27 protein-coding genes, 1 tRNA gene and 1 pseudogene are annotated in these 26973 nt (G+C 60.0%); 12 read left to right on the top strand and 17 right to left on the bottom strand.

Annotation, left to right across the window (positions count from 1 at the left end; genetic code table 11):
• Positions 1-11: 11 nt before the first annotated feature.
• Positions 12-1127 carry a patatin-like phospholipase family protein gene (locus IP81_RS04285; RefSeq protein WP_231626227.1) on the bottom strand — a complete coding sequence of 372 codons (1116 nt, stop codon included), beginning with the start codon at positions 1125-1127 and terminating at the stop codon, positions 12-14.
• Between the two features lie 786 nt (positions 1128-1913).
• Here IP81_RS04285 and eat point away from each other — a divergent pair.
• Positions 1914-3284 carry an ethanolamine permease gene (eat, locus tag IP81_RS04280; protein ID WP_054106718.1) on the top strand — a complete coding sequence of 457 codons (1371 nt, stop codon included), beginning with the start codon at positions 1914-1916 and terminating at the stop codon, positions 3282-3284.
• Here eat and eutC read toward each other — a convergent pair.
• From eutC to IP81_RS04265, 3 genes are all read right to left on the bottom strand, one after another.
• Positions 3256-3993 carry an ethanolamine ammonia-lyase subunit EutC gene (gene eutC / locus IP81_RS04275; protein ID WP_054106717.1) on the bottom strand — a complete coding sequence of 246 codons (738 nt, stop codon included), beginning with the start codon at positions 3991-3993 and terminating at the stop codon, positions 3256-3258. The two genes, eat and eutC, sit on opposite strands and share 29 nt — an antisense overlap.
• Positions 3986-5416, bottom strand: coding sequence for an ethanolamine ammonia-lyase subunit EutB (locus tag IP81_RS04270; RefSeq protein WP_255352414.1), 1431 nt, complete (start codon positions 5414-5416; stop codon positions 3986-3988). The genes eutC and IP81_RS04270 overlap by 8 nt, the downstream gene beginning before the upstream one ends.
• 267 nt (positions 5417-5683) lie before the next feature.
• A complete protein-coding gene (locus tag IP81_RS04265; protein WP_054106716.1) occupies positions 5684-5863 on the bottom strand; it encodes a hypothetical protein in 180 nt (59 codons plus the stop codon).
• Between the two features lie 89 nt (positions 5864-5952).
• Here IP81_RS04265 and IP81_RS20050 point away from each other — a divergent pair, with 89 nt between their 5' ends.
• Complete coding sequence (locus IP81_RS20050; protein WP_157573071.1) at positions 5953-6177, top strand: hypothetical protein; 225 nt, start codon at positions 5953-5955, stop codon at positions 6175-6177.
• Between the two features lie 125 nt (positions 6178-6302).
• Here IP81_RS20050 and IP81_RS04260 read toward each other — a convergent pair whose 3' ends face one another.
• The 5 genes from IP81_RS04260 to IP81_RS04240 are packed head-to-tail and all read right to left on the bottom strand — an operon-like array spanning position 6303 to position 10344.
• Positions 6303-7079: a glutathione S-transferase family protein gene (locus IP81_RS04260; protein ID WP_054106715.1), complete on the bottom strand. Its 777-nt coding sequence runs from the start codon at positions 7077-7079 to the stop codon at positions 6303-6305.
• Positions 7072-7848, bottom strand: a complete 777-nt coding sequence (locus IP81_RS04255) for a glutathione S-transferase family protein (RefSeq protein WP_231626225.1) — start codon at positions 7846-7848, stop codon at positions 7072-7074. Before IP81_RS04255 ends, IP81_RS04260 begins: the two co-directional genes overlap by 8 nt.
• 8 nt (positions 7849-7856) lie before the next feature.
• Complete coding sequence (locus IP81_RS04250; protein WP_054106713.1) at positions 7857-8675, bottom strand: CmcJ/NvfI family oxidoreductase; 819 nt, start codon at positions 8673-8675, stop codon at positions 7857-7859.
• Between the two features lie 8 nt (positions 8676-8683).
• Positions 8684-9571, bottom strand: a complete 888-nt coding sequence (locus IP81_RS04245; protein WP_054106712.1) for a CmcJ/NvfI family oxidoreductase — start codon at positions 9569-9571, stop codon at positions 8684-8686.
• An 11-nt stretch (positions 9572-9582) separates the two neighbouring features.
• Positions 9583-10344 (bottom strand): glutathione S-transferase family protein, encoded by a 762-nt coding sequence (locus tag IP81_RS04240; RefSeq protein WP_054106711.1) that lies wholly within the window; start codon positions 10342-10344, stop codon positions 9583-9585.
• 127 nt (positions 10345-10471) lie between these two features.
• Here IP81_RS04240 and IP81_RS04235 point away from each other — a divergent pair, with 127 nt between their 5' ends.
• Positions 10472-11395 (top strand): LysR family transcriptional regulator, encoded by a 924-nt coding sequence (locus IP81_RS04235; RefSeq protein ID WP_054106710.1) that lies wholly within the window; start codon positions 10472-10474, stop codon positions 11393-11395.
• Positions 11396-12320: 925 nt separating this feature from the next.
• On the opposite strand, the gene IP81_RS04230 is transcribed toward IP81_RS04235, so the two are convergent.
• The 4 genes from IP81_RS04230 to IP81_RS04220 form a co-directional block, all read right to left on the bottom strand.
• A complete protein-coding gene (locus IP81_RS04230) occupies positions 12321-13583 on the bottom strand; it encodes a type II toxin-antitoxin system HipA family toxin (protein WP_054106709.1) in 1263 nt (420 codons plus the stop codon).
• Positions 13580-13891, bottom strand: a complete 312-nt coding sequence (locus tag IP81_RS04225; protein ID WP_054106770.1) for a helix-turn-helix domain-containing protein — start codon at positions 13889-13891, stop codon at positions 13580-13582. The genes IP81_RS04230 and IP81_RS04225 overlap by 4 nt, the downstream gene beginning before the upstream one ends.
• A 592-nt stretch (positions 13892-14483) precedes the next feature.
• Positions 14484-14660, bottom strand: coding sequence for a hypothetical protein (locus IP81_RS20045; RefSeq protein ID WP_157573070.1), 177 nt, complete (start codon positions 14658-14660; stop codon positions 14484-14486).
• A 450-nt stretch (positions 14661-15110) separates the two neighbouring features.
• Positions 15111-15185, bottom strand: a tRNA-Val gene (locus IP81_RS04220).
• 97 nt (positions 15186-15282) lie between these two features.
• Here IP81_RS04220 and IP81_RS04215 point away from each other — a divergent pair.
• Positions 15283-15621 carry a DUF3297 family protein gene (locus tag IP81_RS04215; protein WP_082355956.1) on the top strand — a complete coding sequence of 113 codons (339 nt, stop codon included), beginning with the start codon at positions 15283-15285 and terminating at the stop codon, positions 15619-15621.
• Between the two features lie 20 nt (positions 15622-15641).
• Here IP81_RS04215 and IP81_RS04210 read toward each other — a convergent pair whose 3' ends face one another.
• Entirely contained in the window at positions 15642-16550 is a 909-nt protein-coding gene (locus IP81_RS04210) for a LysR family transcriptional regulator (RefSeq protein ID WP_054106768.1), read from the bottom strand.
• A 188-nt stretch (positions 16551-16738) separates the two neighbouring features.
• Between IP81_RS04210 and IP81_RS04205 the strand changes: the two genes are divergently transcribed.
• The 5 genes from IP81_RS04205 (at position 16739) to mmsB (ending at position 22332) form a co-directional block, all read left to right on the top strand.
• Positions 16739-18157, top strand: a complete 1419-nt coding sequence (locus IP81_RS04205) for an aldehyde dehydrogenase family protein (protein WP_054106708.1) — start codon at positions 16739-16741, stop codon at positions 18155-18157.
• 214 nt (positions 18158-18371) lie between these two features.
• Positions 18372-19514: an acyl-CoA dehydrogenase family protein gene (locus tag IP81_RS04200; protein WP_054106707.1), complete on the top strand. Its 1143-nt coding sequence runs from the start codon at positions 18372-18374 to the stop codon at positions 19512-19514.
• Positions 19511-20557, top strand: a complete 1047-nt coding sequence (locus IP81_RS04195) for an enoyl-CoA hydratase/isomerase family protein (RefSeq protein WP_054106706.1) — start codon at positions 19511-19513, stop codon at positions 20555-20557. The genes IP81_RS04200 and IP81_RS04195 overlap by 4 nt, the downstream gene beginning before the upstream one ends.
• Positions 20554-21336 (top strand): enoyl-CoA hydratase-related protein, encoded by a 783-nt coding sequence (locus tag IP81_RS04190; RefSeq protein ID WP_054106767.1) that lies wholly within the window; start codon positions 20554-20556, stop codon positions 21334-21336. The genes IP81_RS04195 and IP81_RS04190 overlap by 4 nt, the downstream gene beginning before the upstream one ends.
• A gap of 126 nt (positions 21337-21462) precedes the next feature.
• The gene (gene mmsB / locus IP81_RS04185) at positions 21463-22332 is read left to right on the top strand and encodes a 3-hydroxyisobutyrate dehydrogenase (protein WP_054106705.1); all 870 of its coding nucleotides are present in this window, start codon (positions 21463-21465) and stop codon (positions 22330-22332) included.
• A 6-nt stretch (positions 22333-22338) separates the two neighbouring features.
• Here the strand turns inward: mmsB and IP81_RS04180 are convergent, their stop codons facing one another.
• Positions 22339-22986: a CHAP domain-containing protein gene (locus IP81_RS04180; RefSeq protein ID WP_369800702.1), complete on the bottom strand. Its 648-nt coding sequence runs from the start codon at positions 22984-22986 to the stop codon at positions 22339-22341.
• 251 nt (positions 22987-23237) lie between these two features.
• Here IP81_RS04180 and der point away from each other — a divergent pair, with 251 nt between their 5' ends.
• The 3 genes and pseudogenes from der to IP81_RS19525 form a co-directional block, all read left to right on the top strand.
• Positions 23238-24626: a ribosome biogenesis GTPase Der gene (der, locus tag IP81_RS04175; protein WP_054106703.1), complete on the top strand. Its 1389-nt coding sequence runs from the start codon at positions 23238-23240 to the stop codon at positions 24624-24626.
• Between the two features lie 119 nt (positions 24627-24745).
• A complete protein-coding gene (locus IP81_RS04170; RefSeq protein ID WP_369800701.1) occupies positions 24746-25063 on the top strand; it encodes a DUF983 domain-containing protein in 318 nt (105 codons plus the stop codon).
• A 166-nt stretch (positions 25064-25229) separates the two neighbouring features.
• Positions 25230-25433, top strand: a pseudogene (locus tag IP81_RS19525) (helix-turn-helix domain-containing protein); the annotation flags it as partial.
• Between the two features lie 106 nt (positions 25434-25539).
• Here IP81_RS19525 and IP81_RS20040 read toward each other — a convergent pair.
• Both IP81_RS20040 and IP81_RS04165 read right to left on the bottom strand, forming a co-directional pair.
• Entirely contained in the window at positions 25540-25968 is a 429-nt protein-coding gene (locus IP81_RS20040; RefSeq protein WP_157573069.1) for a hypothetical protein, read from the bottom strand.
• 118 nt (positions 25969-26086) lie between these two features.
• Positions 26087-26821 (bottom strand): hypothetical protein, encoded by a 735-nt coding sequence (locus IP81_RS04165; protein WP_054106701.1) that lies wholly within the window; start codon positions 26819-26821, stop codon positions 26087-26089.
• Between the last annotated feature and the right edge of the window lie 152 nt (positions 26822-26973).

The following is a 26973-nucleotide window of genomic DNA, read 5'->3' as shown; positions in this document are numbered from 1 at the left end:
GTTCCGGATAACTACGACGCGCCTTCTGCGAGGTCGAACGTCACGATGCCTTCGGAATGGGGTTTGCGCTTTACCCAGTCCCGATGAGCTAGCGAATATTCCGCGTCTTTCGCACCTGCGTTCCAGTGGCCGTTCGTGGTATAGCGTGAAAAATCATACCCTTTCGATTGGCTTTCATAGGCTTCGCTCCTGTTTATAAGCTGCATGATCGTAACTGCGCCCGGGCATCCATGTGCGGCAAGCAGGCGCGCGTCAGGATCGTTCCTCAAATCCTCGGGGAGCTTGGCGGCCAGACGGCTCGCGGCAGTTCTTAGAATCTGCAACTCTTTCTGCATATCGGTATTAAGCCGGGTCCGGCTCGAAAAACGGATATCTATTTCACGCTGCGCAACTTCGCTCATGGTTTTCGGCATTGCGCCGCGCGCACTGAACAGGTCGACCTGGAATATCGTGATCGCACCATGCCGGTGGCTATCGAGCACGTATTGGAGCGGAGTGTTCGATACCAGACCTCCATCCCAGTACGGCTCGCCATCAATAATCACCGGAGGAAACGCCGGCGGCAGTGCACCGCTTGCCATGATATGCTCAGGACCAATCGTGGTGTCGCAAGTGTCGAAATACACAAAGTTCCCCGTCGCCACATTGACCGCGCCAACGCTGAGCCGCGTTTCGCCGGAATTGAGGCGTTCAAAGTCCACCAGATCGAGCAAGGTCTGCCGCAACGGCGACACATCGTAATGGCTCACGGCATCAAGCGTGCCGGGCAAGGCCAACATGGCACCCGGAAACCGCGGCTTAAAAAAACCTGGAACCCCCGTACTGGCTGCAACTCCGGCGGAAAACTCATTGAACCAGCTTCGCAGGTACCCTTCGTGGATTGGCGATGGCATGGTGACGCTGGACGAAACGAGATCCCAGAAAGCGCGAAGCCGATCTACCCGCCGGGCAGGCGCATTTCCTGCAATGATCGCAGCGTTGATTGCGCCTATCGATATTCCAGCAATCCAGTCGGGCAGGTGGCCGGCTTTGGCCAATGTCTGATAGACGCCGCCTTGATAAGCACCGAGTGCCCCGCCACCCTGCAATACAAGTGCTACACAACTGCGCTCGTCATCATTTTTCACCAGATCGCCCCCGAGTTGGATTGTCTGTCTCCCGCCTTGCGTAGCAGATGGACTGCAGGTTCCGGCATAAGATTTGATGGGCAGTGCCAAACCCGACACCAACCGGCAGTGATCCTGACCTATGCGCACGGCTTCCAGCGCCCATCGCAATTTGCCGCGCCACCGGCATGATGATCGACATTCCTCGAAAACATCGCTGTATTCCGACGGTCCGCGGCTGACGCGTAAACAGTTCGTCGAAGTGATCGACGTTCCACGCCTCACTATAAGCATCTGCGACTATCTGAATCCCCTTACGGCGAACGTCTGTTTCTGACGGCATCGGCCATTGGGCGCGATTGACCGGAATGGCAGCATTGTCCCATTTCAACCCCTTCAGGGAACCGGCAGCACGTGTCGACCAGCCCCAGTCGTTCCTATGCGCATCGGCGAGCGTCTGCTGCAGACGAAAGTCGCCAATCGGGATGTGTGAAATGGCCGGTCGGCAGTGCGCCTTAAACTCCGTCGTCGAGTGTTCTGTTGGCAGTCCCGCGGGCTGCCGTCGGTCAAACGCTACGCGGACGACGATTGCCGTCGTCAGGGGACATTGAGCGAGCCACTCCGCTGCGCCCGTTCGAACCATGGTCGAGTCAACAGCACTCGGGTGCGGGGTTGAAAGTATTGTTAAGATCCAGCTGCTCTGCCTCATTTCTCACAGGGATTTTTCGTCACGCTTATGTCGCGAATCGTGGGAAGGATGTTAGCCTCGGTTACGGGACGCATGGCGCGACCGAAGCGGGGGCGCTTATGCACAACGAACAGTCCGGTACCCATCTCGCTAAATCGCTCAATGCCTTCCATCTTTGGGGAATTGCCGTCGGGCTGGTGATCTCGGGCGAGTATTTCGGCTGGAGCTTCGGTTGGGCTCATGCAGGCACGCTGGGCTTTTTGATCACGACCGGCGTGATCGCGACGATGTATCTCGCGTTCGTTTTCAGCCTGACCGAATTGACCACCGCGATTCCGCAGGCGGGCGGACCGTTCGCCTATAGCTACCGCGCATTCGGGCCGGTGGGGGGTGCCGTTGCCGGGTTCGCGACCCTGATTGAGTTCCTGTTCGCGCCGCCGGCGATCGCGCTGGCCATCGGCGCCTATCTCAACGTCCAGTTTCCGGAACTGTCGCCCAAGACTGCCGCCGCGGGCGCCTATCTGCTGTTCGTTACACTCAACATCGTAGGCGTCCAGATCGCGGCGACCTTCGAGCTGGCGGTTGCGCTGCTGGCGGTGGCGGAACTACTCGTGTTCATGGGGGTGGTGGCGCCGGGGTTCAGCTGGGCGCGCTTTGCCGCTGGCGGCTGGGCGGGCACGTCGACGTTCCACATCGGCGCGCTTAGCGGGATGGTTGCAGCGGTGCCGTTCGCCATCTGGTTCTTCCTAGCGATTGAGGGGGTGGCGATGGCGGCCGAGGAGGCGCGCGAGCCGCGCCGGACGATCCCGATCGCCTACATCTCGGGCATTCTGACGCTGACCGTGCTCGCCTTCGGCGTGATGATCCTGACCGGTGGCGTCGGCGACTGGCGCGCGCTGGCGACGGTCAACGATCCGCTGCCGCAAGCGATGAAAGTGGTCGTCGGCGAATCGAGCGGCTGGTTGCACATGCTGGTGTGGCTGGGGCTGTTCGGGCTGGTCGCCTCGTTTCATGGGATCATCATGGCCTATTCGCGGCAGATCTTCGCGCTGTCGCGGGCGCGTTACCTGCCGACGATCCTCGCGCAGTTGCACCCGCGCTTCCATACGCCCGCGCTGGCGACGATCGCAGGCGGCGTGATCGGCATCGCCACGATATACAGCGACAACTGGATCGCCATCGCGGGCCAATCGCTGACCGCGAGCATCGTGATCATGGCGGCGTTCGGTGCGCTGCTGATGTATATCATGAGCATGGCGAGCCTGTTTCGTCTGCGCCAGCGCGAGCCCCAGCTTAATCGGCCGTATCGCGCACCCCTCTATCCGTTTGCGCCCGCGCTGGCGCTGGCTATCGCCGGCTGCTCGCTGGTGGCGATGGCATGGTTCAATCCCGAGATCTTCGTTGTCTTCCTCGGCGTCCTGATGGTGTGCGTTCTGGCCTCGGTACGGGCGCGGGGGCGCGTTATCTCGCGTCTGGCGACGGCAGACTGAGGGTGCCGTCTTTCAGCGCAACGCCGGTCAGCTGCAGATGGCGCGCGGCGCGCATCAGTGCGACGATGGTGTCGGCGGCAGCCGCATAGCTCAGGCCGTGTGGTGGGCGGATGTTCGAGACGCAGTTGCGCTCGCTGTCGCGTCGACCGCGTCGCGGTGCCCAAGTGAGATAAGCGCCGAGGCTGTCGTGTGCGCTCAGCCCCGGCCGCTCGCCGATCAGGACCAGTGACAGTTCGGCACCGAGCGCTTCGCCGATATCGTCGCCCAGTGCGACCCGCGCCTGCAGCGCCACGACGGGTGGCGCGATGCGCCAGTCGGGCAGACGCTCGACAATCGCGGCGATCAGTGGCGCGGCATGCGCATGAACGGCCGATGCAGACAAGCCATCGGCAACAACGATCGCGAGCGTGGCGCCGGTCTGCGTTAAAAGCGCCCCATCATCTTCATGAAGCAGGCGGCCGAGATCGGGGCGCTTCAGATATTCGGTGCGATCAAGCGCGCGGCTGCGCACGACCATGCAGGGCTGCTTGATCGCCGCTGAGAGTGCCGCAGGATCAAGCGCCGCATGAACCGCGTCGCGCGCGCGGGCATGATCAAGCTGGAAATCGAGCAACGCGCGCGTGGGCATCGCCTGCCCTGCGCGGCCTAGCAGAACGCGCGCCTGCGTGAGCGCGCCCAGACGGTGATGCAGGGCTGGCGGATCAGCCATTCAATTGCCCTAGCGCCGAGATCCGGTTTGCCTCGAACGCGGGCGGGGTCCAATCCGCGATCCGGCCGTTCTCACTAAGGCCGATCTTCTCCAGCCATGCTTCGAACTCTGGAGCGGGCCGCAGCCCGAGCACTTCGCGCAGATAGAGGGCATCGTGAAAACTGGTCGACTGATAGTTGAGCATGATATCGTCCGCCCCGGGCACGCCCATGATGAACGTGACGCCGGCGACGCCGAGCAATGTGAGGATCGTATCGGTGTCGTCGCCATCGGCTTCTGCATGGTTGGTATAGCAGATGTCGACCCCCATCGGCACGCCGAGCAGCTTGCCACAGAAATGATCCTCGAGCGCCGCACGCGCGATCTGCTTGCCGTCATAGAGATATTCAGGGCCAATGAAACCGACGACCGAGTTGACGAGAAGCGGGGAAAACGCACGGGCGACTGCATAGGCGCGCGCCTCGAGCGTTTGCTGATCGACACCGTGATGCGCGTCGGCCGACAGGCACGATCCCTGACCGGTTTCGAAATACATGACATTGCTGCCGATGCTGCCCCGATCCAGCGACAACGTCGCCTCACGCGTCTCGGCGAGCAGCGCGAGATCGATGCCGAAGCTGCGATTGGCCGCCTGCGTTCCTGCGATAGACTGGAAGCACAAATCGACCGGGGCGCCGCGATTTACCAAGGCGAGCGTCGTCGTGACATGCGCAAGCACGCACGACTGGGTGGGAATGTCATAGGCACAGCGGACCTCTTCCAGCAGGTTGAGCAGCGTCGCCATAGTCTCGATGTTGTCCGATGCCGGATTGATGCCAATCACGGCGTCGCCCGCGCCCATCAACAGCCCGTCGAGCACCGAGGCGGCGATGCCGGCAGGATCGTCGGTAGGGTGATTGGGTTGGAGACGAACGGCGAGGCGGCCGGGCAGACCGATCGTGTTGCGGAACCGGGTGACGACGCTGATCTTGCGCGCGACCGCGATCAGATCCTGATTGCGCATAAGCTTCGACACGGCCGCCGCCATCTCCGGCGTGATCCCCGCAGCGACGGCTCCGATGTCGCTGCCGCCGACCGTGTTCGACAGCAACCATTCCCGAAACTCGCCAACGGTCAGCGTGGAAATCGCAGCAAATGCGACAGGATCGTGGCTGTCCACAATCAGCCGCGTAACCTCATCAGACTCGTAAGACACAACAGTTTCGGAAAGAAATGCCTTCAACGGCAAGTCGGCCAGCACGAGACGCGCAGCCATGCGCTGTTCGGCACTCTCGGCAGCGAGCCCGGCGAGTTGATCGCCAGAGCGCAAAGGACTGGCGACCGCGAGAAGATGCGCCAACCCGTCAAAGCGATAACGCGTGGTACCGATGTCGATAAAATAGCTTGCCAGCGCGCATTGCTCCGGACGGGATGTGTAATACAACAATAACTCGGTTTACCCACGATTGCCATAGAGTTTCGACGCTTAGCGACCAGACCCAGTCGTTCCCGATCAGAGGAATGAACGTCTGCTTCCGCCGGAAGCCGCCAGGCGGCTTTCGGCATCGAGCCTTGACCCCACTGATGACTTCAACTGGGTGGGTAGCAGAATGGCGGCTTCCTTCGCCGCATTGCGGATCCGTGTCGACAAATTGATCTCTTTGAACCGGTTGCCGGCCCGCCGCTCCGATTGGAACGGCGGGCCGGCACATCAGATGCGCACGAAGTTATGCATGGCGAGCGGGCCGAAGGGCAGCGAGGCCAGCGGGCCACCAACGTCGAGCGTGCCGAGATCGATTGCTACAACGCCGATCGCTTCAAGGATCGCGCGGACCTGCGCCTTGCCGCTGGCGTGCTGGCGCTCCCGTGCAGAACTTGGCCCATAGCGCATCCTTCCATTCCTGCATGGATAATGCACCATCAATCTCCGGGACCAAACATCTAGGTTCTCGTGAGCTGCGCGCCCGCCGGGCAGGTATAATGATCTTTATCCGCACCATAGCCACAGTCGGCATTCGTGAAGAGGCCGCGCTGGGCTTTGCCCGAGGTGTCGGTCTTGAGCACGCAGGTCCGGATGCCAGTGGCATCGCTTTCCAGCAACTGCCCTCCATTGTAATAAACGCGGTCTGCCAAGACGGTGATCTCATCGGCGCCGGTGACGTCCTTCGCCTTGGCAGCTCATCGGCGCGATCCACCTCCAATTAGAGTGATCGGCAAATCACGAACCTTGGGAATCCTACGATTCACGTTTTCCGCAGGAAGCTCTAAATGCGGTCGCTCATTCAGGCTGCCGTTTCGTCTCGCTTTGACCCCTTCAAGTTTAGGATTGACTAACCCCAACGTGAATGTTCGGGCCCAGGCGCGAACACGTTTTCAGGCTGGTACCAGCCATCGATCTGCAGACTTGCCTGAACCGCTGGCCGCGCTTCGATCCGCGCCATCCAATCCGCCCAGAGCGGGCGGCCTTTAACCAGGTCCGGAGCCAGTACAGGCAGCGAGCGACTGATGGAAAACGCATCGACATCCGCTAGTGAATAGTCCTTGCCGAGCAGATAAGGGCCATCAATGAGCGCCTTCTCGATCCGATCCAGCGCGAGGGTGATCTTGCGCCGTGAGTCGTCAATCATCGCCGGGGGAAAGTCATTGGCATAAGCGCGTTGCCAGGCTTCGCGTACGAACGACAGTTCGATCTTGCCCAGCACATCTACGGGCATTGTCTTGCCTGCAAGTTGAGGCGCCAGGAATTGGCGACAGCCGAGCGTGTTCGCGCTGGGCATGAAAATCTCATTTGAGAAGCGAGCCCAGGCGAGCATGCGATTGAACGCGACCGGATTTGTCGGCCGCAGAGCAGGGCCGTCAAATGCGCTATCCAGAAACTCGCACAGAAAGAAGCTCTCGGTGAGCTGCTTGCCATCCTGCACGAGCAGAGGCCCTTCGCCTTCCTGATTGAGACGGGTTTCGAGCGAGCGCGGCGGCACCTTGTCGCCATATTGCTCGAAGGCAAGTACATCGATCGGGCGAAGCGTACAATCGATCTGTTTCTCCGCGATAACGATCAGCGGCTTGAGCCAAGGGCCGTTCGGTGCCCAATGATAGAGTTCAAGCATCAGATATGCCTTCCCCGTTCAACAATTCCTGGAAGCGCTGGGCAAAGCGTGGATTCTTGCCAATCGAGAGCCCCTCCTGCACGCTTGGCCGCCGTGCCGTCCGCCGCAACCAGCTCATGAAATTGGGTGTGCGCTCGTCGTTCGCCGCTTCGGGGAACATGACCGGCAGGCCGAATAGCATCATGAAACCCGCCAGATCGGCGATCGAGAACTGGTCGCCCGCGATCGCGTCATGATCGGTGAGTGCTTCGTCGATCTGGGCGATGCCGGACATCAACCGGGCGCGGCTCTCGGCCAGTTCTTCCTCGGTGAAAGTGCCGTAGATCGCCTTGCTCCAAGCCATCCGGCGCTCCTTGAGCGGAATGCGCTCGATCGCTGCCTTCAGCTCCTCCTCGTCGCGCTCCCGCACCATGGGGCCGACGAAGCTGCTCCAGCCGAGCTGGCTGGTTGCGGGCCCCACATACTGGTCGAAGAAGCGGCACCACCAGCGCATGCGCCACAGCTCATAGGGATCGGCCGGACGCAAGGCAGGCCCTTCGAACGCCATGTCGATATAGTCGATCATATAGGTGGATTCGAAAATCAGCGTTGCGTTATGGACCATCGCCGGGATCGTGCCGGCGGGGTTGATCACCAGATAGTCCGGCTTGTGCTGATCGAAGGCCAACATGTCGATATAGTGGCTCTGAAACTCCACGCCCTTTTCAAGTGCTGCGAGCAGCGGCTTGCCGGAGTTGGCATTCGGTTCCCAGTGATAGATGTCGAGCATCGTATTCCTCATTCGTACCAATAGGCCACGCCGCGCATCTCGACGCTGCCGCGTGGCGGCACGCCGCCGGGGCAGCTTGGGTCGTCAAATGCGCCGTGCGGCACATGGCTGGGCTGGCTCGGATCGGTATCATGGGTCTTGAAGACCAAAGCCTCGTCGGGTGTCATGTCGGCAAAATAGGCCCAGCGCTGGCCGGGATTGTAGCGGAGAACCCAGGCCTCGAACGAGAACACGATCTCGCCGTCGCGGTCGAACATCGCCCAGGCCGGTAGCAAATCCTCGCGCGCTACCGAAGCTGACTCACAAACCGCGAGCGGCACGTCCTGCGGCGGCGGAGTGAGCACGCGCCAGACATTGTACCGCGCGATGCGCGTGATCCTTCGTCCTTCTGGTGCCCGGCTCTGCGCGTTGAAGCGCGCGCCGGTCTCGTCGCTGATATCGACATGCACATAACGTGCGGGCCGCGAATTATCGAGCGCACCGGAATCGTTCGACCTTTCGCTAAAGCGCAGGATGGGAGGGCCCGTGACCTCGACATGATCTGCTCCCGAGACTTGCTGCAACAGTGCCAGAATCTCGGCCGGATGGATGCGCTCGACCTGGTCTTGATCGCGAAAGTCGGTCACGGCACTCTTGTGCGGGACCAGCGCGAAGCCCTCCTTCTCCAGCGAAGTCGGGGTCGCGCGGGCGCGGACATTCTCGATCTCCACCGTGCGCTGGGTCACGTTCATCCGGTCGCGGCTGTTGTCGTTTGCGAAGAATTCCATGCGCTGGTCCAGCAATTCGCTGAAGCCCAGAGTACTGGTAACGGTCTGGCGGTCGGACATGTCGGCCCTCACAAGAAATAGGCAATAGAACGGAATTCGATGCTTTCGCGCGGCTGCACACCGGGCGTGCTAGTGTCATAAAATGCGGTGTGCGGCACCCGCCACGCACCCTCACGGCGACTGTCGTGGAAGGTGAACAGCAGCGCCTCGTCACGCGTCATGCTGGAGAAATACCACCAGCGATGCTGGGGATTATGATGGAAGATCGCAGCTGCGATCGCCTTGTCATCGTCCATCGGCCTGAGCTGTTCCTCACGGCTGGGAATCTTGTCGACCACAAACATCGTGTTGGCCACTCCCTCGTCATGGCCCACCGTCTTGCCATCACACATCGCTAGCGGGCAGTCCTGTGGGGGCGGGGAAAAGGTGCGCCAGAAGCTGCTGTAGAAATAGCGCTTATAGGGTGGTGCATCGGGGAACCGCTGGCGGTAAATCGCCGCCGCCATCCGGTCGGCACGATCGGGCATGGAATCGACATGCGCTTCACCGGCAGGCGGCTGCACACTCCCGCTATGCGTGTAATCCTCTGTCTTATGCTGATGCTGACTCAAATCGCCCGAAGTGCGCACCATCCAGCCCATGGGAGCGACCAAGTCGGCGCCCGTCACATGCTTGATCGCCGTTGCAACTTCGTCAGGATAATGCGCGTCGACGTCCGCCGGATCGAGGAAGTTCTTCACTTCGCTGACATGCGGGATGAGCTGGAAGCCGTGGCTTTCGAGCGTGAACGCAGCAGCGTCAGGCCGGGCGTCGCGAATGACGACGTTATAGGGCAGATATTCGCCAGTATTCACTTCCTCGCCGGCTGACACGAATCGGCGATTGATGAAGGATCCGGGGGCGAGATAGTTGATCTGTGCAGCAATTGCTGGAGCATCGGTCTCGATATCGGCCATTGGGCTTTCCCTCAATGAACTTCGCCGGAAAAGGTGCGCAGCCCCGGATTCGTGTGATCGGGCATGGCGAGCGCTTCCTTGACGGCGGCGCGCTCGGAGATGCGGTTGCGCCAGGCTTCCAATCGCGGATGCCTGTCCTCGTCGGTCAGGTCCGGGAACATCCGCGCGACATACATCCCGCAATGGGCGTAGAAGTTGATGTCGGCCAGTGTGTACATCTCACCCGCCAGCCACTGTGTCTCGGCCAGCTGTGCCTCGACCTTGTCCAGCGCCACAGCAATCTTGCGCTTGGCATTGGCTAGGTCCTCCTCGCTAAAACCGGAGCGTGCCGTCTTCCACTTCTCTCGCTGTTCATGGAGCGGGATCCGCTCGACCAGCCGATCAAAGTCGCCGCTCTCCATCCCCCGCGCCAGCACACCAACAAAACGGTGCCAACCCCACATCGAGACGAAGTTCATGACATGCTCGTCGATGAACTTGTTCCAGTACCGCATCCGCGCATTTCCGACAGGCGTACTCGGACGCAATGCTGGTGCATCGGGAAAGGCGTCTTCGAGATATTCGTTGATCACGCTCGTCTGCGTGATGATCGTCCCGTCATGATCGAGAACTGGTACCTGGCCCTCGGGATTGATCGCGATGAACCGGGGATCGTGCTGCTCGAACTTGTGCAGGTCAATATAGGCGCTTTCGAAAGCGAGACCTTTCTCGAACAGCGGGATCAGGCATTTGAGCGAATTGGCACCGGGCTCAGAATGATAGAGTTTCAGCACGGCAGTCCTCCTGATCGGCGCGCGGTCAAATGCCGGCGGTGTTGGTGACAGGAGTACAGGCTGGACTGCTTGCCCGGTAGCAGGCTGTAGGCTATGACACCCCTAGGCTCTAGGCTATTGGTTCAGTATGCTCGGTCTCACCTTTCGGCAATTGCAGGTCTTCGTCGACGTGGTCGAACTTGGGAGCTTTCGTGCCTGTGCCGATCGTCTGGGCATCAACCAAGTGTCTGTCTCCGGCCACATCCACTCGATGGAACGACAAATAGGGCACGCGCTGTTTTATCGCCGCCAAGGCGTGACGTCCGAACTGACCGAAAACGGCCACCTCCTTTATCGCTACGCTGTGCCGATGCTTGAACAAGCGCATGATCTCATGCAGGAGTTGGGGTCAACTGAGGCAGGACGGCTTCGCCCGCGTTTGATCGCTACGGGGCCGGGCTATGTCACCTTCCGCCTCGCAGGTGTGCTTGCGGAATTTGGCGAGCGCTTCCCCGAATATCAAATCGAGATCGAACCCAATGATTCCTACCCTGCCGCAGATGCTGTGGCTCGCGGGGATGCCGACATCGGTTTTCACATCGGCTTGGAGGGAACGTTGCCGGCGTCCTGCGAAATTGTCGGCCGAGAGAGAATCGCGTTTTATGTCGGTCGCAGCCATCCACTCGCGACCCGGAATATCGTCTCGGCCGAAGATCTCTCCGCTTGCCCGCTCATCTCCTTGCCGCGGAAGGATAGGCTGCGGGACGTGGTCGAAGCCGTGTTGGCGCAGCTTGGGGTTTCAGGCAATCTTGTCGCCTTGCAGACAGCCAATGCAGCATTGGCGCAGCGCACTTTGCTACAAGGCAAAGCCATGGCCTGCCTCTTTGCCCAAATAGCGCGGGTCGAGGTTGAGCTAGGTAATCTTGTCGAACTGCCATTGGCAGAAGCCTTGCCCATGATCGAGGTCGGCGTTATTCTTTCTAGGAGAATTTCCGGACGCAAGGCTGCCGCAGAATTACTCATGCTATCACGTAGAGGATGGCCGGTCAGCCAGAAGAGCCCGCCAGATTGATCGCTAGAGGCAGCAACAAAGGTCACAAGTGGGCTGATCCCGCAGTGCCTGAAAGTTTTCTTTGGACCGTGGCAATTACCCCTTCCACTTCCAATTTTGCCGTTCTCGCGCGGAGTGTCCAATAGCAAATTGATTGCCAAAAGCCGAAACTCGGCGGTTGGCTCGCTGGGGGTGAATTTCGACCGAAATGGCCTAGGCCCCCGCCAGTTCGGCCCGTGCTATTCCCGAAGCAAAGCGTGCAGCCCTGGACGGACTGTCGCAACCGAAGCGCGGCGTTAGCGAAATCGAAGGCGACCTGCAGCACGTTCTTTCTCAAATCAATCCTTTGGGCGCGCCCGTCGATGTAGGCCTTCCCGCCCAGGAACTCGATGACGCACGCAAGCGCAAGCTATCAGCAAGGGATGCCCTCTAGCAGGCTCGAGACGCCCTCGGGACGGCAACGACTGCAGAGGCGTTGGCCCGCCAAGCTTACGACGACGGGATTGCTTCGGTCCCCGAGGACTTGCGCCGACACGACCTTCTGCAGGGCGCAAACGATGCCGCCCCCGCAAACTTGGGCAGCCGAAAGCAGCTACTCGCTGACGCCGACCTAATGTAGCGGGAGTTTGATGCCATCGCTCTCGTTCGACGCCATCGCTATCAAGACCGCAGCCGAATTCCAGAGCGCAACTTCGACGATCGTGATGAGAGTGAAATGTGCGATTGATCGGCACGGATGCCGACGGCAGGTCTCCATCATCTCATTCCTGCGGTGAAGGCGCAGTCATTGACCCGATCGTCTCGATCTCCGCGATGCGCTGAAACTCACACAGATATTCCTGCCGATGGTTCGATAGCCAGCGAACCACCCGGGCGTTGCTGAGCAGTTTCGTGACGTATCAGCGAGAATGTTGAATTCAGCCACAGTTAGTGATCGAAATCTCGTTCAGCCAAAAATGCGGGCCACTGAAGCCAGACATTCTGACACCGTGTCCATGGACACACCGACCCCCGCGTCACGCGCGTACGACGGCCAATCCGCGAGGGCCGCGCGAACATCGTCAATGGCGGCGCCAACACGCTTGGCTGGGACCCCGTGGTTCTTCCCAAGCTTCTCGACATGCTCGCGAGTGATGGCGCGGCCTTCGCCCAGAACAGCCATGTAATGCTCGCCGCCAGGGCCATTCGAGAACGTAAGATCGAAAGCAGGCGCAAGCCGCCAGTTTCCTCGGTCATCCATCAGGTAGGCATGCTGGCGGACATGATCGTCACGGTTTCGCGCGAGCACGTTGAAGATCATGCGGCGGAAGGCATGCTCGACGTCCGCCATGCTGTGCGTGATCGCCAAAGTCGCCTTGAGGAAGCCGTCGTAATCAACGCTCGGCATATGGGGGGACGCTTCCAGGGCTCCTCCGAGGCTGACCATGTGCAGCCGCTTTCCCGGCGCCGGTCGATCGAAACGCCTGGTTGCGAAATGGCCGGGCCCAGTCGCCGACGGGATCAACCGCGTTTCCGCCATGTCGATCTGCGCAGCGCGGGCCATACGTGCATAGGCCTCTTCCAGCGGCCCGATATCAGCAGGATCATTGGTTGCTGCAAATTTGACGATCCATTCCTCACTGGCGCTTCCGATCCTCGTGACAGCCAGTTCGTCTCCGGCGGACAGACTACCGCCTGCGCCGATCGCCACGTGCACTTTCGGGCGCGCGCCACCAGAACCGCCGCCGAGGCGCGCTAGCAGATCATCCAATTCGGACTCCTTGCCCAGCAAGACATGGCGGGCTTCATCGGCCAGAAGGTCAAGGTCGATGCTGTCAGCTGGCTCGCCCGTGAGTGTTTCAGGCTGAAAGACCAGAGCACCGCGGCCTTTCGTACCAACCAAGGCGAGTCGGTCGACCGCATCGAGAGCTTCGAAACGGTGGCCCAACTGCTGGACCCGACGTTTCAATAATAGCATCCCCCAGGCATCGGGCAGGCAGTCCGACAGGAAACCGTGAAGTCCATCGAATGTCCGACTGCGCGCAGGGTGCAGGCCGGGCTCGGCAGGGTAGCGCAAGGGAGAGATTGAGAGGCCCTGTGCAATGACGTCTGCCGACCATTCGAGTTGTGCCAGTCCAGCAGCCATCGCGAGCCTGCCGACCGAAAGCGCCGGTGCATTCTGATCGGTGAGCAGCCCAATTGCCAAGGGCGTTCCCGGCGCAAGCTTCATTGCCTTGTCCCCGCAGCGCGCTGCCGGAGCGGCTTTGTTGCCTTGCGCTGCTGCGCGAGCAGTTCATCCATGCTCGATGCCTCCATCTCTGGGAACAGGGCGGCAATGCCCTCATCGCATCGCAAAGCAATGGCCGCGCGAACAAGATCCTCAATGGAAGCTCGACCTTCGGCTTCCATCCGCCGCCACGTTCGGTGAGCTACTCCTGCCTTGGCAGCTGCCGCTTGCTGGGTAAGGTCGAGCGACAGGCGGCGCGCCTTGATCCGCTTTCCGAGGTCCGCCATCTGGTCATTAAGAGTTAGAAGCATTGGCCATATATGGCCTGCTAGGTCGAAAACGTCAATTTTATGGGCCGCATGTGGCCGACCCATTCGTATACTATGAGCTGGCTCAAATTTTGCGCTGATAGTCCAGCCTCGTCACAAGCCACTTCGCTGCAAACGCTCAGCGAGTTCCTGCTCTTCGGCGATATTGTATTGAGGTATGGCTCGCGCGGTACATCCGCGTAAACGCTGGACTTAGCTCCAGTCGCCAGCCTTCCCGCCAGTTCCATGCATTTCCACGCAAGACCGGCCGTCCGATCATTTTCTCAAGAGTGAGAAGGATGCAGAACAGGAAGAAAATCATGGCTTCATGCGGCTCTGGCAGGGCCGCTGATGAGCCTAGCGACGACACTCGTAGGAAATACGCTGCCGATGCGAAAAAACCAGAGCCAGTGTGATGGGCTTTAGCCATTTCATCAAAGACATATAGCTTTGCAAAACAAGTCTTAAATGTTCGCGTCGCGCTCTTTGCAGGATGGATTGGCGAACTATGGTCCGTTATGCGGCGGCGCGATCAGGGTATCGATCGGCGAAGAAGGAATGCAGGCTTCGTTCTGCAGTGCCAAACGCATCATTGTCATTCATTGGCTGCCATCCTTCTGGTCAGCACGTCCGCCATATCGTCCGAAATTGTGCCGTTTTCCATCAGATATTGGAAGAACAGTTTCGCGAGGCTGATCTCGTTCTCGCTGGTCGGGTTTACCTCATACCTGAGGTTGAAATCCTTCGCGAGGCGGATCGCCTGCTCGAACATCTGCAGCAGGTTATCACGAAATGCATATTATTGCCGTATCTGTATAATGAGTAGCCATCGGCGGGTGAGCACGCAGAATACGGAGGATTTGCTGATATGCAAATGATGACCATCCGAGAAATCGCGCGGCATTCGGGCTGGCCGGAGGGCCGAATCCGCCGCCTCGTGGCAGGCCGCCGGCGCGTTCGGCGGTTGGTCAGACCTCAATCTGATGCGCAACACTTACACGCATGCCGAGGATGCTGAGATCAAGATCAATCAGGCCCTGCGACGGGGACTGTTGAAAGCCGAGCGCAAGACGCGGCTCAAGCTGAGAAAGGAGCTCTGATGCTGTACGGGTTTTGTACGAGAGGAGGTCGATTCCGGCCCATTTCGGGGGTGAAACGGGGTCAAAACCTGCAAGTGAGAAAAATGGCCATCCATAAACTCCCCAAATTTCAAAGGGGTTTATGGTGGGCGCGGCGGGGATTGAACCTGCGACCCCACCCGTGTGAAGGGTGTGCTCTACCACTGAGCTACGCGCCCGTCGGGGCAGCCTTTAACGGTCTGCCGGACAGGGGCGGGGCATTACGACGGCGGGCCTTGATTGACAAGTGGGGCAATCAAGATATTTGCGCAGACCATGACTGATGAAACGCCCCAAGCTGTAACCGCTCCCGAAACCGCTCCCGTCACCGCAGCGCCCGCAACCTCCGGGTCTGATGTGCCGCCGGACCGGCTTGCAATCAATCCGCGCAGCCCGTTCTTTGATGAAGAGAAACTGCGTCGCGGCATTGGCATCCGCTTCAAGGATGTGGTCCGCACCAATGTTGAGGAATACTGCATTTCCGAAGGTTGGGTGCGCGTTCAGGCCGGTAAGGCGATGGACCGTAAGGGTAATCCGCTTACCCTCAAGCTGAACGGCACAGTCGAGGCGTGGTTTGAAGATCTGGGTGAAGGCGCGCCTGTCGCGAAAATTTGAACCGCCAAGATTTGAATGGGTCACGCGGGCGGTCCTAACCTTGGCAACAGCCGTCCGCGTTCCTGTGCTACCAGCGCGGTTAGCCATTCCTGAAACGCGCGCACGCGCAACAGGTTGTGCGTGTCCTTGTGAGTCACCAGCCAGAACGAGCGCGTGATGCGGCGGTCCGGAAATACCGGCGCCAGTGATGAATCTGCATCGCCGATAAAACATGGCAGCACGCCGATCCCCGCGCCCGCAGCAATCATACGGTGCTGCGCATTGATCGAGGATGAGCGCACCGTGGCTGACAAATTCGGCTCGATCTCGGCCAGATAACGCAGCTCGGGCGCATAGAGCAGATCGGGAATATATCCTACCAGCGGATAGCCGGCGGCAAGGTCTGCGGGTTTGCTTGGCATGCCGTGGCGCGCCAGATAATCGCCCGAGGCATAGAGCCGCAGCGCATAGTCCGACAGCTTGCCTGCGATCACCGGTCCTGCCCGCGGGCGCGATAGCGTGACCGCCAGATCGGCTTCGCGTTTCGAAGGACTGAGAAATCCGCTCGACGCCACCAGATCGAACATCAGGCGCGGGTGCTGCTCGGTAAAGCTGCGTAAATGGGCGGCCACCAGCCACGTGCCAAACCCTTCGGACAGGCTGACACGCAGCAATCCCCCTGCGCCAAGCCCGGATTCGGTGTTTTCCGAGATGCGGCGTGCGGCATGTTCCATCGCCTCCACTTCTTCGAGCATACGCTCGCCCGCCTCGGTCAGGACTTGGCCCTGCCGTGTCTGTTCGAACAGCGTCGTGCCTAGCCGCGCCTCAAGCCTGCGCAAACGGCGGCCCATCGTTGTGGCATCGACGCCCGATTGCGCCGCCGCGCGCGAGAGCTGGCCTGCTCGCGCAATCAGCAGAAAGTCCTGAAGATCGTTCCAGTTGATTGCCATTGGTCCCATCCAAAATCCCACAGCGGTATCGCGCCTGCGTTTTTGCAGTTCAGCATTGCATGAAGTGGCCTTGCCTGCAAACGTGAGGGAGTGCAGGAAAGAGCGATAAATTTTAACGAGAGGATATGGATCGCCAAACTTGCCATGGCTTGGCGAGGCTATCCTTTCCTGAAAGCCGAGGATTAACAATGGCCGTCGCCCAAGCAATCGAACTGTCTCCCGAAGCTGCCGAAATCGCGGCGCTGGTCGCCCGCTCGCGCGCTGCGCAGGCGCAGATCGCAAACTATACGCAAGAGCAGGTCGATGCGCTGATCCGCGCGATGGTGTGGTCGGTGGCCCGCGAAGATGTGGCCGAAAAGATTGCGCAGCACACCGTCGATGAAACGCAGCTTGGCAACTATGACGGCAAGTACCTCAAGATCTTCCGCAAGACCCGCGCCACGCTCCATGACATCATCCACGACAAGTCGGTGGGCGTGCTTGAAGAAGACGCGGTCCGCAATATCGTGAAGATCGCCAAGCCGGTTGGTGTGATCGGTGCGCTGTCGCCTTCGACCAACCCCGAAGCGACCCCGGTGATCAAGGCGATTTCGGCTGTAAAGGGCCGCAACTCGATCATCGTTGCGCCGCACCCGCGCGCCAAGCTGACCAACAAGATGATCTGCGATCTGATGCGCGAAGCCATCGTCAAGATGGGCGGCCCCGCCGATCTCGTGCTCAGCATCGATATCCCTTCTGTTGAAAAGACCAACGAACTGATGCGCCAGTGTGACCGCGTGCTGGCCACTGGCGGCACGCCGATGGTCAAGGCGGCCTATTCGTCGGGCACTCCGGCATTGGGTGTGGGCGTGGGCAACGCGGTGATCACCGTGGATGATACAGCCGATCTGGATGATGCCGCCGAAAAGATCCGCATTTCCAAGACGCTCGATCTTGCTGCATCTTGCTCGTCAGACAACAGCGTAATCCTGCTGGACGCCATCTTTGACGAGATGCTCGAAAAGCTCCAGCACCAGGGCGGCTACATTGTTTCGCCCGAAGAAAAGACGCTTTTGCAGAACGTGATCTGGGTCGATGGCCATATCAACGCCAATGCCGTGGCGCAGCCTGCCGAAAAGATCGCAGGCATGGCGGGTTTTGGCCTGCCCGAAGGCAAGATCTTCTTCATCGTGCCCGAAACCGGCGCTGGCCCAGACTTCCCGTTCTCGGGCGAGAAGATGACCGTGACGATGGCGCTCTATCGCGCCAAGGACATTGATGAGGCCATCGCGCTGACCAACTCTATTCAAGCCTATCAGGGGCAGGGCCACAGCTGCGGCATCTATTCGCAATCCGATGAAAACATCATGAAGCTGGCCAATGGCACTCGCACCAGCCGCGTGATGGTCAACCAGCCGCAGTCCGCATCGAACAGCGGCAACTTGTGGAACGGCATGCGCCAGACCTTCTCGCTCGGCTGCGGAAGCTGGGGCGGTAATGGCACCAACAACAACATCACCTGGCGTGACCTGATCAACGAAACCTGGGTGTCAAAGCCGCTGGCGCAGCCCAAAGTCCTGCCAAGCGACGAGGACCTGTTCGGCGACGTCATCGCAAGGCTTGCCTGACGGCCCGATATGAGGGCGGTCTTCTGTCCGTTACGCAAGGCAATGCTCCGGAGCGGGGTGGCAGGCGACCTGCCTACCGCTCCGGAGCTTGTTTGACGATGCATCCGGCATTTTCGGCCTGTACCAAGGCCGATACTGGACAGGGAAGATGGCGGGGCTTACCTGCCACAAGCAACTTTAAAGGCGTGGTTAAACCGTGCCACGGGATGAAAGCATGACTGATCAATTCGCGCTGACCGAAGACCAGATCGCCATTCAGGAAATGGCGCGCCGCTTTACCGCTGATGCCATTACCCCGTTTGCCGCGCAATGGGACGAGGATCACGCGTTCCCGCGTGAAACAATAAAGGCCGCAGCCGACCTGGGCTTTGCCGCGATCTACGTGAGCGAGGAATCGGGCGGTATCGGCCTTGGCCGCCTTGAAGCCGCGCTGATCATGGAAGCGATGGCCTATGGTTGCCCGGCTACCAGCGCCTTTATCTCGATCCACAATATGTCGGCGTGGATGATCGACACGTTCGGCAGCGACGATCTTAAATCACGCTATCTCCCCGGGCTGGTCACGATGGACCAGATGGCGGGCTATTGCCTGACCGAGCCAGGTTCTGGTTCCGATGCTGCCGCGCTGAAAACCACGGCAAAGCTGGAAGGCGATCACTATGTCGTCAACGGCACCAAGCAGTTCATCTCGGGCGGCGGCGTCAATGATGTTTACGTCACCATGGTGCGCACGGGCGATAACGGGCCAAAGGGCATTTCCTGCCTCGTGATCGAAAAGGACATGCCCGGCGTCAGCTTTGGCGCGCCAGAGCGCAAGCTGGGCTGGAATGCCTCGCCTACCGCGCAAGTGATCTTCGATAACGTGCGCGTGCCTGTCGCCAACCGCGTGGGCGAAGAAGGCGATGGCTTCAAGTTCGCGATGGCAGGGCTTGATGGCGGGCGTTTGAACATCGGTGCCTGTTCCTTGGGTGGCGCACAGCGTTGCCTTGATGAAGCGATAACTTACGTCAAAGACCGCAGCCAGTTTGGCAAGGCGATTGCCGAATTCCAAAACACCCAGTTCCAACTGGCCGACATGGCAACCGATCTCGAAGCTGCGCGTGCTCTGCTCTATCTTGCGGCAGCCAAAGTCAGCGCCAATGCACCTGACAAGACGCGCTTTTCCGCCATGGCCAAGAAGCTGGCAACCGACAGTGGCTCGTCCATCGTCGATCGCGCGCTGCAAATGTTCGGCGGCTATGGTTATCTGCGCGATTACCCGATTGAGCGGTTCTGGCGCGATCTGCGCGTCCACCGCATCCTCGAAGGCACCAACGAGATCATGCGTATGATCATTGGCCGGGACTTGCTGAAATGACCGGTGAAGTCCTTGCAAAGCGCGAAGGCGGCGTCGGCATCCTCTCGCTCAACCGCCCCAAAGCGATCCACGCCCTGACTTATGGCATGGTGCAGGCGATGGTCACAGCGCTGCTGGAATGGCGCGGGGATGATGGCGTCGGCGCGGTTCTGATCGATCATGCCGAAGGGCGCGGCTTTTGCGCAGGCGGCGATATTGCGTTCCTGCGCAATTCTGCGCTGAACGATGGCGGCGCATCGGGGCGCAAGTTTTTCCACGATGAATACCAGCTCAATCACTTGCTGATGACCTATGGCAAGCCGGTCGTGGCGTACATGGATGGCATCACGATGGGCGGCGGTGTCGGCCTGTCCGATCCGGCAACCTACCGCGTGGTCACGCAAGCAACGCGCTATGCCATGCCGGAAACCGGCATCGGCCTGTTTCCCGATGTTGGCGGCGGCTGGTTCCTGTCGCGGATGAAGGGGCGCATGGGGCAGTATCTTGCACTCACCGGTGCGCGGCTGGATGGTGCAGAATGTTTGTGGGCAGGCCTTGCCTCGCACTATCTTCCGGCGGAAAATTTGGGCGAGGCCAAAGCGCGGATCGCGGGAGATCCTGCTGCCATCGCCACGATCTTGCGTGAATTGTCTGCCATTCCGCCCGAACCGAAGATTGCCGCGCATGCAGCAGAGATCGAACGCCTGTTCGCATCGGACCGCTATGAGGACATCCTTGCCGCACTGGCCGCTGAAGACACCGATTTTGCCCGGACGACGTTAAAGGCGCTCGCCACCAAAAGCCCGCAGACTTGCAAAGTCGCGCTCCGCCAACTGGCCACCAGCCTGACTTTGCCTGATTTTGCGGCCAATATGGTGATGGAATATCGCATCGGTTCCCGCGTGCTGCTTATGCCCGATTTCGCCGAAGGCGTGCGCGCGGTCATTGTCGATAAGGACAACGCGCCGGTATGGTCGCCCGCCACGCCCGAAGGCGTGACTGACGATTTGCTCGATGCGATATTCGCGCCGCTGGGCGCTGCTGACGAATGGAAACCGCTATGATCTACGAAACGATCCTCGTCGAACACCACGATGCCGTCACCCTGATCACGCTAAACCGTCCGCAGGCATTGAACGCGCTCAACTCGCAAATCCTGACCGACCTGATCGATGCCTTTTCCGCGTTTGAGGCTGATCCGGCACAGCGCTGCGCCGTGTTGACAGGGTCGGGCGAAAAGGCCTTTGCCGCAGGTGCCGACATCAAGGAAATGGCCGACAAGCCCGCGTCCGATTTCTTCAACGAAGATTTCTTTGCCAAGTGGACCACCCATGTTGTGAAGTCCACGCGCAAGCCGTGGATTGCGGCGGTCAATGGCTTTGCCCTTGGTGGCGGTTGCGAACTGGCGATGATGGCCGATTTCATCATCGCCTCTGATACCGCCAAGTTCGGCCAGCCCGAAATCAAGCTGGGCGTCGCTCCCGGCATGGGCGGATCGCAGCGCCTGACGCGCGCGGTGGGCAAGGCCAAGTCGATGGACATGTGCCTGACGGGCCGGATGATGGATGCGGTCGAAGCCGAACGCGCAGGCCTCGTCAGCCGGATCGTGCCATTGGCCGATCTGCTCGCCGAAGCGTTGAAGACTGCTGCCGCAGTCGCCGCGATGCCGCCGATGGCTGCGATGGTGAACAAGGAAATGGTCAACGCCGCGTTTGAAACCACGCTCGATCAGGGCCTGCTGTTCGAACGCCGCGCCTTCCAGATCCTCACCGCCACCGAAGACAAGGCCGAAGGTATGAAAGCCTTCGTCGAAAAGCGCCCCGGCGTCTGGACCGGTCGCTAATCTTGAGAGTCCCCCTCCCGTTTACGGGAGGGGTTAGGGGAGGGCATGTTGGCCCTCGGCAACAAACCACCGATCGGGAACAGGCCCTCCCATGGCCTCTACCGCAAGCGGGAGGGGAGATTCACAATGAAAATCGCATTCATCGGCCTTGGCAATATGGGCGGCGGCATGGCCGCAAACCTTGTGAAGGCGGGCCACGATGTCCACGCTTTCGATCTTGCCGAAGCCGCGCTCACCCGCGCGGCTGAAAGCGGCTGCACCACTTATACCTCGGTCAAGGAGGCGGTGCAGGGTGCCGATGCCGTCGTGTCGATGCTGCCCAATGGCGCGATCGTAAAGTCGGTCTATGCCGCTGATGTGATCGGCCAGGCCCCTGTCACCGCCCTGCTGCTCGATTGCTCCACCATTGATGTCGCCACCGCGCGCGAAGTGGCTGCCTCTGCCGCCGCCGCCGGTTATGCCATGGTCGATGCGCCGGTATCGGGCGGAATCGCTGCGGCCAATGGCGGCACGCTCACCTTCATGGTCGGCGGCAGCGACGAAGCCTTCGCCCGCGCCGAACCGATCCTTTCGGCCATGGGCAAGGCCGTGATCCATGCAGGCGCCAGCGGCGCGGGCCAAGCTGCCAAGATCTGCAACAACATGCTGCTCGGTGCGTCGATGGTTGCCACCTGCGAAACCTTCGCCATGGCTGAAAAGCTCGGCCTCGATCTGCAAACCTTCTATGATATCTCGTCCAAAGCCTCGGGCCAGTGCTGGTCGATGACCGCCTATTGCCCCGTCCCCGGCGTCGGACCGCAAAGCCCGGCTGACAACGATTATCAAGGCGGCTTTGCCACCGCTCTCATGCTCAAGGATTTGAAGCTGGCGATGGCTGCCGCTGCCGATGCCGGTGCCCAAGTGCCAATGGGCGCGCGCGCGGAAGAGCTTTACTCCGCCTTTGCTGATGCCGGTAACGCAGGTCTTGATTTCTCGGCCATCATCAAAACGTTGTAATCGGCGTTATTTCGTGCGACTGGCGATGATCGTGCCAATCGGGTCATCAGCCAGCGCAGGTTTAATCCGCGCAGGTGGCTGCGGTAACTTTTTACCACTACCAAAGGTTAATGTGCCGTGGATCTTTGTGGCCGGTGCAGAGGCCTCTGGCCGGATGCCGCGCAAGAAGTCCGCCCCGATTCGCGATACCGGCGTTTCGCTCGCTTTCGCCTTCTGCACGCTGCCACTGGATGAAAGCACTGACAGCCGTTCAGCCCGTCCGGGCTTGTCAGGATAGATGAACCCGTTGACCGGCCACGCCGTCGTGCCCAGATTGCCAATCGGCGCATACCACACGCGCACCTGGCTCCAGTCGTTATCCGGCGATACGTCCACCGCGCGCACATTGTCCTCGATCTGCCCGCGCCGCCCGTCAATTTCAGACCAATTGGCGTGGCGCAGCAGCACATTGCGCGAATCGATAATGCGGCTAACGGCGGCAACATGGCCCAATTCCATGCGACCATGCGGGCGGAAGCTCATCACCGCGCCCACTTTCGGGCGGTTCCCACGGGCATAGCGGCCCTCGGCCTGCCCCCACCACGTTAATGCATCGCCAAAAATGCGGATGCCGCTAACAGCGCGGGCATAAGGCACGCATTGCAGGTACGGCAATTCCTCGCCGCTCCTGTCCGAAGGCGCATCAAACCGCGCGGCCTTATTGATTTCAGCAGCATAGGTCCCGCTCCCGAAAAGGGAGAAGCCACATAAGACGGCAACAGGGACAAACTTTCTACTCATCCCGGCAATTATGTGCCGCTAGGGTTATAGTGACACTTAGACCAATGGTTAATTTGGGACTAATCAAACTTCCGGACTTAAAAGGCGCTCTTGCGTTCACGCGCCGGAACAGCCACGGGAGGTCTATGCGCCCACAAGTTATCATTATCGGACGCCCCAACGTGGGCAAGTCCACCATTTTCAACCGACTCGTCGGCAAAAAACTCGCGCTGGTCGATGATCAGCCCGGCGTCACGCGGGACCGCCGCTTTGGCGATGCCACGCTGCTCGGCCTCGATTTCACCATTGTCGATACCGCAGGCTGGGAAGATACCGATCCCGAAACCCTGCCGGGCCGGATGCGCAAGCAAACCGAAGCCTCACTGATCGGCGCAGACGTTGCGCTGTTCGTGATCGATGCGCGCGCCGGAATCACCCCGCTGGATGAGGAAATCGCCCGCTATCTGCGCCAGAACCGCGTGCCCATCGTGCTTATGGCCAACAAGGCCGAAGGCCGTCAGGGCGATCCGGGCATTTTTGAGGCGTTTTCTTTGGGCTTTGGTGAACCCATCGCGTTCTCGGCAGAACACGGGCAGGGCCTTGCCGATCTGTTCGAAGCGCTGCGCCCGCTGATCGAGGCCAAGCAATCCGAAGCGGACGATGACGACATCCTCTCGCTTGATGACGAAGAGGAATTCGATCCTGAATCGGTCCTCAAACTCGCCATCGTGGGCCGCCCGAACGCGGGCAAATCCACGCTGATCAACAAGATGCTCGGCGAAGACCGTCTGCTGACCGGGCCGGAAGCGGGCATCACGCGCGATTCGATTGCGATTGACTGGCAGTGGTTTGATCCCAAACGCGAAGGCTATCGCCCCGTCCGCCTGATCGATACGGCGGGCATGCGCAAAAAATCGAACGTGGTCGATAAGCTTGAAAAGATGTCGGTCGCCGATGCGCGCCACGCCATCGATTTTGCCGAAGTCGTCGTGCTGATGCTCGATTCCACGCGCGGGCTGGAACATCAGGATCTCAAGATCGCCTCGATGGTGCTCGAAGAAGGCCGCGCGCTGATGATCTGCATCAACAAGTGGGACATCGCCGAAGATCCCTCGGGCCTGTTCCAGGGCATCCGCGCCGCATTGGAAGATGGCTTGGCGCAAGTGCGCGGGGTGCCGCTGCTGGCGATCTCGGGCCGCACCGGCAAGGGCCTTGATGAGATGCTCTCCGCCGCGTTCGAAATTCGCGCCGCATGGTCAAAGCGCGTGCCCACCGCCGCGCTTAACCGCTGGTTCGATGATGCGCTCGCCGCCAATCCGCCGCCCGCGCCCGGTGGCCGCCGCATCAAGCTGCGCTATATCACGCAGGCCAAAACGCGCCCCCCCGGCTTCGTCTTGTTCGGCACCCGCCTCGATCAATTGCCCGAAAGCTACCGGCGCTATCTGATCAACGGCATGCGCCGCGAACTCGGCTTCGATGCCGTGCCGATCCGCCTGACCCTGCGCAGCCCCAAAAACCCGTTCGCCAAAACATAAGGCACCGCAAAATTCCCAACGCCGCCCTCCCGCTACACCGCGCTATGCTCCCGCAAGGGCTGGGCGCGGCGCTGAGGCGCGGCATCAAAGGCAAATGCCCTCGCTGCGGCGAAACCCACTTGTTCGCGAAGTTTTTGAAACCTGCGACACGCTGCCGCCGCTGCGGCCAAAACTGGACACTCCACGCCGCAGACGATTTCCCGCCCTACATTTCGATCCTGCTCACGGGCCATATCATGGCCCCGGTCATCATCGAACTCGGCCTCCACACCGCGCTGCCGGGCTGGGCAATGATGCTGATCGTCGCGGTCATGGCCGTGGCGCTGCTGGTAGCCCTGCTTCAACCCGCCAAGGGCGGCGTTATCGCCCTGCAATGGTGGCTAGGCCTCCAAGGCTTTGCCGGCCATGCCGGAAAGGTCGAAGCAGGGGTCTCCTAACCCTGCGCCCCCCAACGCCGCACTCCACGCCCACTGACGGCACACACCCGCTCCCCCACTATCACCGCCCCTCTCCACCGTCACCCCGGGTCAAGCTGTATAGACCGGAGACATCGTAGACGTTTGTTCGGTGACATGGTGGACACTTTTGGCATGGAGGAGAGCCATGCCGTTCAGGGAGTGTTCGCGTGTGATGGAGCGTGAGGAGTTTTGTCGGCTTGCGCTGACAGAGGGTGCGAACCGTCGGGAGTTGTGTCGACGTTTCGGGATCAGCCCGAGCATCGGCTACAAGTGGCTGGATCGGTATCGCGAGGGGGGAGTGGCAGGTCTTGGTGACCGATCGCGGCGGCCTGCCATCAGCCCGGGGCGACGATGACGAGGACGGCAGCTTTTAGGGAAAGGCTCGTCTGTGTTGAATGACAGGAAGTGGGTGGATTTCGGAAGGGCGACTTTCAGCAGTTTCTTCGCTGCTTGCTTTACTTTGAACCTACAGACACGACCTGAGCGGTTCCGAATTTGACGAGCGAAATTTCCGTATCTTTGAACCAAAAGCTCGCGCTTCGCAGATCGCCTAATTGTGGGCTATTGTGTAGGCGATAATCAGTACAGTCCCACCATACGAAAATTGGCTGTCGAGTGTCGGAGAACGACAGAATATCGATCCGCGAAATGGGGCACTCGAGAGAAAATCTAATAAACTCGGACGAATTTAAAGAGACACTTCCGGTCTGGGCTTCAAATTTAATCGCATCAAGGGCGGCATTTCCTTCGAGAATACTCTCTAAAAGTGAGGCAACTTTTTTAACATCTCTTGCGTAGTCAAATTGAAAACTTTTATGCTGAGCGCTGTCAGGGGCAGAAACTGCCAAAAAATATGCGAGCAGAGTGAAGGTGAGTTTCGGCATTTTGCGCCACTTATCAGGGTTGTATTTCACTAGGCTGAACGACCGATATGGGGTCGTTTCCCGACAGGCAGCCTTTAAACGGAAATCGCGAATATCCGCCGTTTCTCAAGCACACCCCTCACAAAAAGTTATTCGGCCAGATCATCGTGCGCCACATGTGTGCGGTCGGTGATCCGTCAAAGCCCAGCCCTTCCTCCGGCTCCTTGAAATTCCTTGCGATCACGCTTGCCAGTTCTTCCGGGTCCACCACCGGAAAGTCGTCGAAGAAGTAGGTGTCGTAAAGCGTGACCTGCCGCGCGGTCATGTACCATTCGTGGGTCTTGGCATATTCGGCATCGCGCAGCAGGTATTCGGGCACTTCGTAATCAGGCCCGAAGAACTTGTGGTAGCTTTCCGGATAGGCATAGCCGACGCTTTCATCGGGCACATATCGCAGCGCCTGATGGTACTTCACCGCAAAGGCCACTTCGGGATCGACATAAGGCGCGATCAGTTGCGCGCTCCAATATCCGTGGTCGGAGCGCACAAGGCAGCCGTTGGAAATGTCGTGCAGCAAACAGGCGAGCACCACCTTTTCGGGCAGGCCATCATCCAGCGCGCGCTTGGCGCTGACCAAAAGGTGCCGCACGGTGATATCGCCAAAGCGGCAGCGGAAGAAATCGAGCAGGCGGGGCCGCTCGGGCATGCGCGGCAGGGCGGGATTGTCGCCCATCATCATCACGGTTTTCGGGTTCAAGCTCTGCAACAACTCGGCCTCGTTGTCGACAAAGTCGGTGCCCACCCAGCCTACGGGCGATGGGTAAATCAGTCTTTCGCGCCCGGCCTGCGGCCAGCTTCTTTCGCTGTCATCCATCGGGAAAGGGTAGGCGCGGTGGCGGTTTTGGGCAAGTGCGGCTTGCCCACACCGCTGCGACTAAGGCCACTGCGTGACCTAAGTCTCGCTCCCCTCCCGCAAGCGGGAGTGGTTTTGCGGACCGCTTCTTCCCCCCTCCCGCAAGCGGGAGT

Source organism: Novosphingobium sp. AAP83 (assembly GCF_001295795.1).
Taxonomy (GTDB): domain Bacteria; phylum Pseudomonadota; class Alphaproteobacteria; order Sphingomonadales; family Sphingomonadaceae; genus Novosphingobium.
This window is presented reverse-complemented; position numbering and strand designations above follow the sequence as displayed.